This window comes from Rhizobium sp. SL42 (genome assembly GCF_021729845.1).
Lineage (GTDB): Bacteria > Pseudomonadota > Alphaproteobacteria > Rhizobiales > Rhizobiaceae > Allorhizobium.
The window spans coordinates 576,550-589,581 of the sequence record NZ_CP063398.1 but is presented as its reverse complement, the minus strand read 5'-3'; the positions used below and the strand labels follow the sequence as shown (position 1 = coordinate 589,581).

The window sequence follows — 13,032 nt, the reverse complement described above, 5'->3', positions numbered from 1 at the left end:
CAACAGCGGGCGGTCCCCCATGCCGTGGAAGGAGGCCCCATGGTCGAGGCAATAAGACCGAAACGCAAATCCCCATACCCGCTGTGGTTCTTTCTGCCGGCAGCGGTCATTTATGGCGTTTTCTTCCTCCTGCCGACAGCCACGTCCTTCTGGTACAGCCTGACGCGCTGGGATCTGATGACGGCTGAGTTCATCGGTCTTGAAAACTTTCGTCAGTTCTTTTCCGAGCCGTTCCTGGTGCAGGGACTGATCAACACGCTGATCTATGCGGTCATGACTTCCGGCCTGAAAACCATCTTCGGTCTGCTGCTCGCCGTGCTGCTAACCAGCAATCTGATCGCCCGCGGCTTTCTGCGCACCGTGGTCTTCTTCCCCGTTCTGGTCTCGACCATCGGTATCGGCATCACCTTTACCGTCATGATGCATCCGACACGTGGCATCATCAATGTGGCGCTGGAAGCCATCGGCATCGACGGACCGGGCTGGCTGACCGATCCTGCACTTGCCTTGTTTTCCGTGGCGCTTGTCGATCTCTGGAAGGGTGTTGGGCTGGCGACCCTGATCTTTATCGCGGGCCTTGCCGCCATCAGCCCGGATTACTACGAAGCCTCTCGCATCGATGGCGCAACAAGGATGCAGCAGTTCCGGCGGATCACCCTGCCGCTGGTGCAGCCAGCGACGATCACGGTGATCACGCTTTCGCTGATCGGCGGGCTGCGTTCCTTCGACCTGATCTGGGCGATGACGCGCGGCGGCCCGGGTTTTTCTTCCGATGTCGTCGCCTCGGTAATCTACAAGCAGTATCAGGCCGGGTTCTACGGGCTTTCGACGGCAGGCAATGTCATCCTCTTTGCCCTGATCGCCGCGATCATGGTGCCGTTGACCGCCATGTTCAATCGCCGGGAGATCGATCAATGAGGCGTTATCGTCCCATCGTCGTCGGCGGTATTTCGCTTGCGATCGCAGCCGTCATCTTCATCGTGCCGTTTCTGTTCATTGCACTGCAGGCGGTCAAGTCCCGCTCCGAGGCATCGCGGCTGAACTTCCTGTTGCCCAAGGAATGGCTGCTCTGGGATAACCTCGTTGCGGTCGTCGAGGCGCGCAACTACCAGCTGCTGCTCGCCTATTTCAATTCGACCGTCATAACTGTGTTTTCCGTAGCGATCCTCGTCGTGCTCTCGGCGATGGTGGGTTATGTGATGCAGCGGCGGCGCTCCCGCTGGAACGGGGTCGCGCAGGTGGCGGTGCTGATCGGGCTGATGATGCCGCCGGCCGTGGTGCCGACCATCGGGCTCCTGCAGTCGATTGGCCTGTTCAAGACGATGACCGGCATGGTGCTGATCCAGGTCGCCTACAATCTCTCCTTCTCGACGCTCCTCTACCGCTCGTTCATCAGCACCATTCCGCGCGATCTCGATGAGGCCGCGCTGATCGATGGCGTAAAACCGTGGCAGATCTTCTTCCGGGTGGTGATGCCGCTTTTGAAGCCGGTGACGGTGACCAATATCGTCGTGCAGTCGATTGCCATCTTCAACGATTTCACGAACCCACTCTACTACCTGCCGGGCAAGGAGAACGTAACGGTACAGCTGACACTCTATAATTTCCAGAGCATGTATTCGAGCCAGTACAATCTGCTCTTCATGAACATCCTTCTCGTGACGATCCCCCCGCTCATCGTCTTCATTTTCTTCAATCGACAGATCGTTGCCGGCATGACCGCCGGTGGTGTGAAAGGCTAGGTGTATGTCAGGCGTTCAACTGAAGGACATCCGCAAGAGTTTTGGCGCGCTGGAGATCATCAAGGGCATCGATCTTGATGTCCGCCCGGGAGAATTTGTGGTCTTTGTCGGCCCCTCGGGTTGTGGCAAGTCGACCTTGCTGCGGATGATCGCAGGGCTGGAGGATGTGACCTCTGGCGTGCTGACAATCGGCGGCAAGGATGTGACCTATGCGGAGCCGTCACAGCGGGGCATCGCCATGGTGTTCCAGTCCTATGCGCTTTATCCGCACATGACGGTGGCGGAGAATATCGGCTTCGGCCTGTCACTTGCGGGACGCCCCAAGGCGGAGATCGCGGCGAAGGTTAAGGAGGCGGCAGGATCGCTGCAATTGACACATCTGCTGGATAGAAAGCCGAAGGCGCTTTCCGGCGGCCAGCGCCAACGTGTCGCCATCGGGCGTGCTATCGTGCGCAATCCGCAGGTGTTCCTGTTCGACGAACCGCTGTCGAACCTCGATGCGTCTCTTCGCGGGCAGATGCGGCTTGAGATCACCGACCTGCACAAGCGCCTTGAAGCGACGATGATCTATGTCACGCACGATCAGGTCGAAGCGATGACCATGGCCGACAAGATCGTGGTTCTGAACGGCGGCCGCATCGAGCAGGTCGGCAGTCCGATGGATCTCTACAACAGGCCGGCGACGCCTTTCGTTGCCGGGTTCATCGGAAGTCCCAAGATGAACCTTTACACAGGAGCGGCGGCCGAAGGCCTGGGATGCAAGACCTACGGCATACGGCCGGAAGACTTGACGCTGTCATCTGAGAGCGGTCGCTGGAGCGGCAGGATCCGCCATGTCGAGCGGCTTGGGGCGGACGCGCTCGTCTATTTCAATGTTGACGGCCTTGGTGAGATGGTTGCCCGTACGCCGGGCGACAGCACCCTCCAGTCCGGTGAATTGGTTTGGGCAACACCGGATACGTCGAAGGAGCACAGGTTCAGGAGATAGAGACCGGCTGCTGGCGATATCCGGCAATCTGAGAAAGTCGCTGTAGGAAGACCAAAAGTGATGTTTTGAACTGCTTCATACGACGGAAATCATGAATTTGGTTGCTTTCTCCGACTGACTTCCCGGAGGATTTTTCTGGAGTTGCGTCACCTGCACTATTTCATAAATGCCGCTGGGGAGCCGCATTTCTAACGGACGGCATTTTGATGAAAATTTCCCTGGCGCTGCTCAGCGGGCAGATCCGATCACTGGAGCGGCAGCTTGGCATACAATTGCTGCTGCGCTCGACGGCGAGTTGAACTGATCAGGGTAGGCGCAACCTTCGACGATCGCTGTGGCAGGATCCTTCGTGACATCGACCTCGCGACCGAGTTCACCCGATCTGCTGCCGGCAAACCAGTCAACCGGATCAAGATCAGAACGAGCTGCAAGGTCACTTTGGGCGTGCCGTCGCGCGTCCTCGTACGCTCGCCCGCAAGTATGCGAACATCCAGTTGCTGATCCAGAGCGGCTTTGCTGTCACGTCATCCGTGAACTGGAATGCGGCCAGATCAGCCTCTGCAGCCTGTGCTTGATAAATATGCAAGTGACGAGTGTCTACCGGTCTGAATAGCCCCGAGTTTCATAGACACCCTCGGGTTACGTTTTCTGCAAGCGTTCGAACTCGACGGCGATAGCATCCCGTTCCTGACGTGCTTGCGTTTCGGGTTGTAGAACATTTCGATGTAGTTGAACACGTCCTGGCGAGCTTCATCGCGTGAACGGTAAACTTTGCGACGTATCCGCTCCCGCTTGAGAAGATTGAAGAAGCTTTCAGCCACTGCTTTATCATGGCAGTTACCGCGTCGGCTCTGAGCGAAGAAAACCGGCAAGGAGCGCGCCGCAGTGCTGCGCAAGCTCTACGATCTGATGATCGCCAATGCCGATGATCTGGCGGCGATCCTGACCATGGAAATGGGCAAGCCGCTGGCCGAGGCCAAGGGCGAAATCCTCTATGGCGCAGCCTATGTCGAATGGTTCGGTGAAGAGGCCAAGCGCGTTTACGGCGATACCATTCCCGGCCACCAGCAGGACAAGCGCCTGATCGTCCTCAAACAACCGATCGGTGTCGTAGCATCGATCATCCCATGGAATTTCCTCAATGCCATGCTGGCCCGCAAGTTCGCCCCCGCGATTGCCGCAGGCTGCGCCATGGTGTCGAAACCGGCGGCCGAAACGCCGCTCTCGGCGCTTTCGCTTGCGGTGCTGGCCGAGCGCGCTGGCCTTCCCGCCGGTGTCTTCAGTGTCGTCACGTCACGAAAGTCGGCCGATATCGGTCTGGAATTCACCGAAAACGAGAAGGTGCGCAAACTGACCTTCACCGGCTCGACAGGCGTCGGGAAGATCCTGATGCGCCAGGGTGCCGAGCAGATCATGAAGCTCGGCCTGGAGCTTGGCGGTAATGCACCTTTCATCGTCTTTGACGATGCAGACCTGGATGCGGCCGTCGAAGGCGCAATGGTTTCGAAATATCGCAACAATGGCCAGACGTGTGTCTGCGCCAACCGGCTTTACGTGCAGGCGGGCGTCTATGATGCCTTCGCCGAAAAGCTGGCGGCAAGGGTTTCGGCCATGAAGGTGGGCGATGGCTTCGAGGATGGTGTCGTTGCCGGTCCCCTGATCACCGAAAAGGCGGTGCAGAAGGTCGAGGAACATATCGCCGACGCTCTGGCCAAGGGCGGCGCCATTGCCGTCGGCGGCAAGCGCGATGCGCGCGGTGGGCTGTTCTTCGAACCCACGATCCTGACCGGCGTGACCTCTGCCATGCAGGTCGCGAAAGAGGAGACTTTCGGCCCGGTCGCGCCGCTCTTCCGCTTCGAGACGGAGGAGGAAGTGATCGCGATGGCGAATGACACCGAGTTCGGCCTTGCCTCCTATTTCTATGCCAAGGACCTGAGCCGTGTGTTCCGGGTCGCCGAGGCGCTGGAATATGGCATGGTCGGCATCAACACCGGCCTGATCTCCACCGAAGTCGCCCCCTTCGGCGGGATTAAGCAATCCGGCCAGGGCCGAGAGGGTTCGAAATACGGAATCGAGGACTATGTGGAGGTGAAGTACCTGTGCCTGCAGGTCGATGCATAACACCACGCCTCACAATTTGATCCGCGGATGTATGTTTCCAACTGTGGACGGTATTGATTGCCGCAAAGCGACAAGCTCAGGGGTTTCGAACTGAACCTGCTACTGCTCGCGGAAGGCGCGGGTGATCTGGTCGCTCAGCGGTTTGACGAGATAGGACAAAGCGGATCGTTTGCCGGTCTGGACGAAAACCTCGGCCGGCATGCCCGGCACAAGTGCCAATCCGGCAAGCTCAGCTTCTTTGCCGGCATCGACCGAAAGCCGCACCAGATAATAGGAAAGCCCTGTCTTTTCGTCGGAGGTCAGATCCGCCGCCACGCGGCTGACATGGCCACTGAATTCCGGAGTTGTTCGCTGATTGAAGGCCGACAGGCGGATCATGGCTTTCTGACCCGGCTGCACCTGATCGATGTCCTTGGGCGAGATGCGTATCTCGACGGAAAGCCGGTCGCTTTTCGGCACGATCAGCATGATGGGTTCTGCCGGCGTCACCACCCCGCCAACCGTGTGAACCGCCAGTTGATGCACCACGCCCGATTGCGGTGTGATGATATCGATCCGCTTGAGCTGGTCCTCCGATGCGATCTTGCGTTCGACATATTCGCCGATATCGCCCTGTACCTCGCGCAGTTCCCTGCCGACTTCGGTCTTCAGGTCCTGGTCGATCTGCAGCATGGCGAGCCGGGTTTCGGTAATCCGACCGGCAATCTGCGCCTGATAGGCGATCTTTTCGCCTAGTTCGCCGCCGAATGTCGCAAGCTCGGTCTTCAGGCCGTTGAGGCGCTGGTCGGAAACCGCACCTTGCTTGCGCAGGTCCGCAAGTAGCGAAATTTCACCGCGCAAGACCTCGCTTCCCTCGCGATAGGCGGCTTCCTGCGCGCGCAGTCCCTCGATTTCATGGCCATATTGCAGGATGCGCTCGCCGAGCTGTGCCTTCTGCCCCTCGCGCGAGGCCCGGCGGAACTCGAACAGCCGCGTTTCGCTGTCGATAGCGGCGGCCACTTCCACCTGTCCCTGGCGCTGGCCCTCCAACAAGGCAACCGGAAAGGCGATTTGCTGCAGGTCGTCTCGTTCCGCCTGCAATCGGGCCTGCCGGGCAAGCAGCTCATCCAGCCGCTTGCGCACCATATCGAGATTGGCCCTGGCCTGAGTGGCATCGAGACGCATCACCACCTGGCCTGCGGCAACGCTGTCGCCTTCGCGCACCAGAATTTCCCCGACCACACCGCCTTGCGGATGCTGGACCGTTTTCAGATAGCTGTCGACCACGAAATGGCCGCTGGCAACGACGGCACCCGACAGGTTCGTCACGGCCGCCCAGGCACCGGCGCCACCGACCAGCAGCAGGCAGGCGAGGAGCCCGAGGCGCATATGGCGACGGATCGAGCGGCTGACGGCAAAGTCCATGTCATGGAGTGACATCGGCATCTCCCTGTTTGGCGGTCGGGTAGGTGTGTTCTGCCTGGAGGGCGCTGCCGGGTGAGGCGACGACCCGCAGGGGCGAGATGCCGTAAGGAGCCGGCTGATAGGGACGAACCGCCGGCGGGAGTGCCTGCAGGACTTCGGCCAGAACCTTTTCACGCGGGCCAAAGGCCTTTTGCCGGCCTGCCTCGACCATCAAGATGAAATCCACGGCCCCGATCGCGCTCGGGCGGTGGGCGACGACGACGGCAATGCCCTTGCGCGCACGCACCGAGGCAATCGCTTTCACGACGGCGGCTTCGCCTTCAGCGTCCAGATTGGCATTCGGCTCGTCGAGGATCACCAGAAACGGATCATTGTAGAGGGCGCGTGCGAGACCGATGCGCTGGCGCTGTCCGGCAGACAGCGCCGACCCGCCTTCGCCGATCCGGGTGTCGTAGCCATGCTCCATCCGCAAGATCATCTCATGCGCACCGGCTGTCCGGGCGGCGGCAACGATGGCTTCGGAATTCGGCTGTGCCTCCAGCCTTGCGATGTTTTCGGCAATCGTCCCGTCGAAGAGTTCGACACCCTGGGGCAGGTAGCCGATATGGGGGCCGAGTTCCTCCCGGTTCCATTGGTCTAGGCTGGCGCCATCGATCCGGACCTTGCCTGCCAGCGGTGGCCATGCGCCGACGAGTGCGCGTGCCAGGGTTGATTTGCCGGAACCGGAAGGGCCGATGATCCCGAGGGCGTTTCCGGCCTGGATGGCAAATGCGATGCCGGCGAGCGTGGGGATTTTCTCGCCGGGCGGCGCGACTGCCAGGGCATCGACCCTGAGATCGCTTTGCGGCCGCGGCAAGGACAGGACGGGAGGGTCCAGCGGAACGCGTGCCAGCAGTTCCTGCAGCCGTGTCCAGCTCTGGCGCGCCATCAGATAGGGCTTCCAGGCGGTGATCGCCGCATCGACCGGCGCCAGTGCGCGGCCCATCATGATCGAACTGGCGATCATCACGCCGCCGGTGGCCTCCTGGCTGATGACCAGCCAGGCGCCGACGCCGAGAAGAGCCGATTGCAGCATCATGCGCAAAGCGCGCGACAGGTTGCCGAGCCCGTTCATCACGTCGCCGGATTGCCTGTTTGCGTGGAGATAGTCGAGATTGGCCTGCTGCCAGCGCAGCGCCGTGCGTGAGCCGAGGCCCATGGCGTGGACGATTTCGGCATTCCGTCGGGTGGCTTCGAGAAGCCCGTTGCGCGCCATGTTGGCGGCGGTCGCCTCGCGGATCGGCCGACGGGACATCAGATTGGTCAGGATCGTCAGTGAGACCAGCATGATCGCACCGGCAAGAGCGGTGACGCCGATCCAGACGTGGAACAGAAAGCTGATGCCGAGATAGAGCGGCATCCAGGGCAGGTCGAAGAAGGCGGTCGGGCCACTGCCGGAGAGAAAGCCGCGCACATTGTCGAGATCGCGCAATGGCTGGAGCCCGTCTCCGGGCATCCGCGTGAGGAGCGGTAGACGGACCACCGCATGGTAGACGCGTGGTGACAGACGGTGGTCGAATTTTTCACCGATCCGCAGCAGCACACGCGCCCGGATGATGTCGAGCAGGGCTTGGAAGGCATAGAGGCTAGCGGCCAGGACGGCGAGCCCGACCAGCGTGGGAATGCTGCCGCTTGACAGAACACGGTCATAGACCTGCAGCATGAAGAGCGGCGAGGTCAGCGCCAGAATGTTGGTGACGCCACTGAGCAGCGCAATGGCCGCCAGAGGCCCGTTGATTTTCAAGGCCTTGCCCGCCGGGGCGTGTTCCGTGCGATTTGCAGTTTGCATGCGGTCGACGCGCTCCTGGTTTGAAACGAAGTGGTCGCGCGCACAAGAGCTGTGCGCGCGACCTTTGTTACCCTTAGGCGAACAGGAAGTCGGAGGCGTCGAGGACGCTGGACGAAACACCATTCAGTGTGATGGTGTCACTGGTATACTGGTTTCCGATAACGGCGTTGCCGTTAAGGTTTGAGAAGGTCAGTTCGCTGAAATCGGAAAGGTACCATCCCGAAACGTCCAACGTGTCTACACCGTCCTGATAGCCATAAGTGCCGGCCGGACCTGCCTTGACGATGTCATTGCCGGAGCTGAACACGAAAGTGTCGGCGCCGCCGAACCCAACCAGGGTATCGGAAGCGGCGGTATCGCGAACTTCGGTGCCAACGGCCGCCAGATAGTCATAGAGGCTGTCGAGCGAGCTGTTGACGGTCAGATCGTAGATCGCCCAATCGAAGACATCCTGGCTGGCACTCGGGAAAGTGCTGTCCGGCGTGATCACGAGATCGGCCGAGACGCTGAAGCCGGTAGATGCAGACTGGCTGAAGCCTGTGCCGAGCGTGATGCTGTCGACGGTGCCGGTCAGGTTGCCGCGGGAATACTGGAATTCGCCTTCCATGTAGATGCCGTTGCCGCCTGTGGAGCCGTTGCCCCATTGTTCGTAGACGGTCGTTGCGAGCGGATTGGTGACCAGGCCGTTACCCTCGTCCCAAAATGCGCCATAGGTCGAGCTGTAACCGCTCGTCCAACCGTTGAGGTAGCCTTCCATATTGGCGGAGGCGGAGCTAAGTTGGATGACTGCAGCCATGGGGTTTCTCCTTGAGTGGCTGTTGACATTGGCCCGGACGATCGTCCGGACATTGTATCCCCGGGTCAGGCCATCACCCTGGCCCGGGGAATTTCTGGTCGGCGCTGCTGCTAAGCCGCGCGATAAGGGAAGCGTTAGAACTTCATCTTCAGTGTTGCGATGAAGGTACGGCCTGGAGCGGTATAGTCGCCGCCTGCCGGGAGGTAGTTCCGATCGGTGACGTTGTTGACCGCAAACCGCAGCGTTGCCGCATCGGTCACATTGAACGAGCCGTAAAGATCCACCGTGGTGTAGCGGTCTGATGCTTCGGTCAGGTCACCGTCGGAATCGTAGGTCCTGCCCTGATTGGGACTGACGTGATTGACGCGTGCGCCGAGAGAGAGCCGTTCATCGAGAAAGCGCATGCCGCCATCCAGGGTCAGCTTCATCTTCGGCGGCACGTTGCCTGACGTCGCAAAGATGTCGCCTGTGGTGGTCTGGCTGCCGTTCGAGAAGATCTCGGTCTTGGTCGGCCATTTGGTATCCAGCAAGGTGGCCGTGCCGCCCAGCCAGAACGCGCCTGTGTCGTAGTTGCCTTCCAGTTCGATGCCCTTCATGCGGGTCGTGCCGTCGACATTGACGAAGCTTCTATATGTCCGGCTGCTGACTTCGGACGTGTAGATGTCACCCATCACGATGAAGTCCTCGATTTCTCGGTAGAAGACTGCGGCCTTCACGCGAAGAGAGTCTCCTCCGGTCAGCACATCGTCCAGGCTGATATTGGTGCCGATCTCATAGGTCTCAGCGGTTTCGGAGCGAAGATGTTCGTTTGGAGCATAGGTGATGCCAATGTCGTCGCTGGGCGTGCCGCCGCTGAGAAACGCCTCGAGAATGGTAGGGGGGCGGTAGCTTTCGGAATAGCTGGCATACGGCCGGAACCAGTCTACCGGCTTGAATTCTATGGTAGCCGATGGCAGCCAGGCACTGTCGATGCGGTCGATGTCGACTTCGTATTCCGGAAAGTCTTCAACTGGGGGTTCTTGTGTCGCAGGGACGATGTCGCCGGCCACGTACCAAAGGCCATCGATCATTTCGCCGGCTGCGTTCAACGCATTGCATGTGCGGGTCCGTAGTACGTTATTCACCGCGAGACCGGTGTTTGGATTGATGCCTGTTGTGCAAACAGCCGTGCGAAACGTGTAGTTGGTGACATCGTAGATCTGGCCCCAGGCACCCCATGTGGTGACTGCCTGCGCAACACGGGCGGGAGTGATCACTGTGGTTACCCGGCGATTGAAATAGCTGGTGGTCCCCTTCAATCGTGACCAGTCATAGCGTATCCCGGCAGAAACGCTGACCCAATCCGTCGGCTCCAGCGTTCCGTTGAGAAAGATGCTCGCCATGTCGCGCCGGCCTGGAGGGCTGAAAGCGGTATAGCTGCTGGCGATGTCAGGCTCGGCCGCAATCGTTTCGCTATAGGCAGACGAGTTGGCGATGTCGCGAAATGCCTCGGCGCCGTAGTTCAGGGTGAGCGGTCCGGCGATGGTATCCAGCTCGCTGGTATTCTCCAGCGAAGCCCCGAAACTTTTTGTCCCCATGTCGATCGAGGTTTCAGGCGCCTCGTTCGTGCGTGCCTCGCGCACCTCATTTGTCATGGAATCGTTGAGCCACAGCAGGCCCTTCATATCGATCAGCGCGGATTCCGGATCCCAGGCGAATTTGGCCGTAACGCTGTCGTTGCGCGCGTCCTCATGGTTGAGGCTCGCGCCACCGGACGATCCGTAAAGGAAGGAGTTGTCCTGATGCATCCAGGACAGCGATGTCTGTACATCGCCGAAATCCCCTTCCAGCTTGAACAGCGAGCTCCAGTTGCTGCGACCGAGCAGGTTCTTCATGTTGGTTTCGGTGGTTGCCGAATCGCCGTTTCGGCCGATCGCATATTCACCGAGATTGGAACTGCTGAAGCCGCCGGTCAGTGAGAATGGCGTCTCGCCAAGCCGGGTCGCTCCGAGAACAGAGCCCTGAAAATAATAGTTGTTCGTGCCGGTCGAGGTATTCGTCTCGACACCCCAGGTTCTGCCGTCGGCAATCAGGTCGTCCGCACCGACCGTCTGGAATTCGACCTTGCCGCCAAGCGAACCGGCACTGCCGGACGTCGCGGACGTTCTCTTTTCCACTTCGACGGCACGGATGAATGCGCTGTCGACAAAGGCCTGGCCCGAGTTGGAGATGTAGTTGCCACCACCGAAACCGGCGCCGCGCTGGGCATTCTGACGTGCGCCATCGATCGAGACGACGACACGGCCGGAATCCTGCAGGCCGCGAATATTCGGCGACACCGTCGGAAAGCTTCCATTGCCTTCGCCGGCATAGACACCGGATATCCGGTTGAAGACATCACGGGTGTTGCGAACGCCGGCCGCCTGTATTGCTTCGCGGCCAACCACGCTGAGACTGCTCGGTGTCTCGTAGACCCAGTCGGGCGTACCCTGATAGCCGGAACCGGTCGTGGCCGTGCCGCGGCCTCCGGCAACAGTGATGGTTTCAAGGACCGTAGATCCATCGTCCGCGGAATTGGTGGCTTCGCTGCCGTTCTGGCTGGCGCCGATCACCACGGCCCGGTTGCCGGTAAACCGGAAGGGTATGCCTGTGCCGGAAAGCATGGTCGTGAGAGCGGCCTGCGGCGTCATGCGTCCCCTGACGGCATTGACAGTGACATTCGCTGCTGTGCCAGAGGCCTGGCTCACCTGGATGCCGGACTGGCGGTTGAATGCGGCCAGCGCTCCTGACAGCGGCTGACCTGTAATATCGAAATCGCGCATATCCGTTTGGTGCGACTGCTGGCCTACGGCGGGAACGGCCGTTTGCGCCTGCCCCTGTCCGCAGAGCATGACGGTGCCGAGGGCGACCGAACTCAAAAGAAACCCAATTTTCCCGGCTCTGCCCTTTGGGGAAGGATGTCGCCTCAAAGCTACTCGTTGTACCATTTACCCACTGCCTCTCCTGCCTTGGCACACCGGTCGAACCGGTTTGCTGACAGAAAGACACATCGATAAGCCGATATTTTCAGTAGGTTTTTCGCTTTTGTGCTAAATCTTGATTATTATTATCATATTTTTAATGGCGGCTTATGACCCTGACGGAGCTGCCGAAGTTTCTGACCCTGCCGCCGAATGGATCGACCAGCGCCCCGAGTGCGAGTTCGGGGGATTTGAGGTCGTAGATACCCGTCACCCTCTGTTCGCCGAGCGAAGTATCCGCAAGCGTGATCCACGCGCTGTCGTAGTGCCGGATGACGTCCACCACCGAGGCTATGGTCGCATTGCTGACCACCAACCTGCCTTGACGCCACGAGCCGACGTCGTCTGCCGCAACAAGCGTCCTGGTCGCAATGCCCGTCCGCTCGTCGATCTCGATGGCGTCGCCCGGTGCAAGCATGTTGTTTGACGAAGGTGGCGAAGCGTTTCTGGCAAATGCCGAGACCGAGCCGCGGGCAACGGAGACCGTTGTCGACGCCTCGGTGACATGAACATCGAAGGCGGTGCCGAGCACTTCGACCTCGGTGCCGCCCGCAACGACCTTGAATTTCCGGTTTGTATCCTTGGCGACGTCGAAGAATGCTTCACCGCGCACAAGCACGACCTGCCGGACACCGTCGTGGAATTCGATGCGCAGGGCACTCTCGGGCGCAAGTTGCACCGTGCTGCCATCCTCCAGCCGGATGGTCTGGATCTCCGCAGTCGTCGTCACGTGATCTGCGGACAATCGGATCATCAGGGAGGGGGCCGCAAAGAAGACAGCGAGTGCGCTGACGCACACAATCGCCAGCGCCGTCGCAAGCCGGGGAAGGGAAAATACCGGCAACCGCATTGCCTTCGGCGCCTTGGGCTTGCTTGATTGGGCAAGCGGACGATAGAACGGCTCGGCCTTTCCCGTGGCGCTCCATAGACGACAGAGATCGCTCCAAGCCTGTTCATGATCCGAAGAGGTCCGCCGCCAGGCCTCGAACGTCGCCCGTGTATCGGCGGATTGTGGATTTTCCCGGATACGGATCAGCCATTCGCTGGCTTCCTCAAACAGGAGAGATCGGTTGTTGCGTGGTTCGGAGGTCATCTGGGCCGGCCTTGTCAGTCCTGGCGATTGTGTAGTTTCAAATGCATTATCTGCATAAACA

Annotated in this window: 8 protein-coding genes and 2 pseudogenes; 4 read left to right on the top strand and 6 right to left on the bottom strand. The window is 60.0% G+C overall.

The window, feature by feature from the left end; translation table 11 throughout:
- Window positions 1-39 precede the first annotated feature (39 nt).
- Genes IM739_RS21630 through IM739_RS21620 form a run of 3 tightly spaced genes read left to right on the top strand, consistent with a single transcriptional unit; the run spans window position 40 to window position 2,730 of the window.
- The gene (locus tag IM739_RS21630; protein ID WP_237371294.1) at window positions 40-918 is read left to right on the top strand and encodes a carbohydrate ABC transporter permease; all 879 of its coding nucleotides are present in this window, start codon (window positions 40-42) and stop codon (window positions 916-918) included.
- On the top strand, window positions 915-1,742 hold the full coding sequence (locus tag IM739_RS21625; RefSeq protein ID WP_237371293.1) for a carbohydrate ABC transporter permease: 828 nt from the start codon (window positions 915-917) through the stop codon (window positions 1,740-1,742). Before IM739_RS21630 ends, IM739_RS21625 begins: the two co-directional genes overlap by 4 nt.
- A gap of 4 nt (window positions 1,743-1,746) precedes the next feature.
- Window positions 1,747-2,730, top strand: coding sequence for an ABC transporter ATP-binding protein (locus tag IM739_RS21620; RefSeq protein ID WP_237371292.1), 984 nt, complete (start codon window positions 1,747-1,749; stop codon window positions 2,728-2,730).
- Window positions 2,731-3,369: 639 nt separating this feature from the next.
- Here IM739_RS21620 and IM739_RS21615 read toward each other — a convergent pair.
- Window positions 3,370-3,587, bottom strand: a pseudogene (locus IM739_RS21615) (IS3 family transposase); the annotation flags it as partial.
- Between IM739_RS21615 and IM739_RS21610 the strand changes: the two are divergent.
- A pseudogene (locus IM739_RS21610) lies at window positions 3,586-4,851 on the top strand (NAD-dependent succinate-semialdehyde dehydrogenase); the annotation flags it as partial. The pseudogenes IM739_RS21615 and IM739_RS21610 overlap by 2 nt on opposite strands.
- Window positions 4,852-4,950: 99 nt before the next feature.
- Here IM739_RS21610 and IM739_RS21605 read toward each other — a convergent pair.
- The 5 genes from IM739_RS21605 to IM739_RS21585 all read right to left on the bottom strand — a co-directional run bounded on the left by IM739_RS21605 (window position 4,951) and on the right by IM739_RS21585 (window position 12,971).
- Complete coding sequence (locus IM739_RS21605; RefSeq protein WP_237371291.1) at window positions 4,951-6,270, bottom strand: HlyD family type I secretion periplasmic adaptor subunit; 1,320 nt, start codon at window positions 6,268-6,270, stop codon at window positions 4,951-4,953.
- Entirely contained in the window at window positions 6,257-8,083 is a 1,827-nt protein-coding gene (locus IM739_RS21600) for a type I secretion system permease/ATPase (protein ID WP_237371290.1), read from the bottom strand. Before IM739_RS21600 ends, IM739_RS21605 begins: the two co-directional genes overlap by 14 nt.
- Before the next feature lie 73 nt (window positions 8,084-8,156).
- Window positions 8,157-8,879 carry a hypothetical protein gene (locus IM739_RS21595; RefSeq protein ID WP_007597387.1) on the bottom strand — a complete coding sequence of 241 codons (723 nt, stop codon included), beginning with the start codon at window positions 8,877-8,879 and terminating at the stop codon, window positions 8,157-8,159.
- Between the two features lie 134 nt (window positions 8,880-9,013).
- Complete coding sequence (locus IM739_RS21590; RefSeq protein WP_442981169.1) at window positions 9,014-11,749, bottom strand: TonB-dependent hemoglobin/transferrin/lactoferrin family receptor; 2,736 nt, start codon at window positions 11,747-11,749, stop codon at window positions 9,014-9,016.
- Window positions 11,750-11,975: 226 nt separating this feature from the next.
- The gene (locus tag IM739_RS21585; protein ID WP_237371288.1) at window positions 11,976-12,971 is read right to left on the bottom strand and encodes a FecR family protein; all 996 of its coding nucleotides are present in this window, start codon (window positions 12,969-12,971) and stop codon (window positions 11,976-11,978) included.
- Window positions 12,972-13,032: the final 61 nt, after the last annotated feature.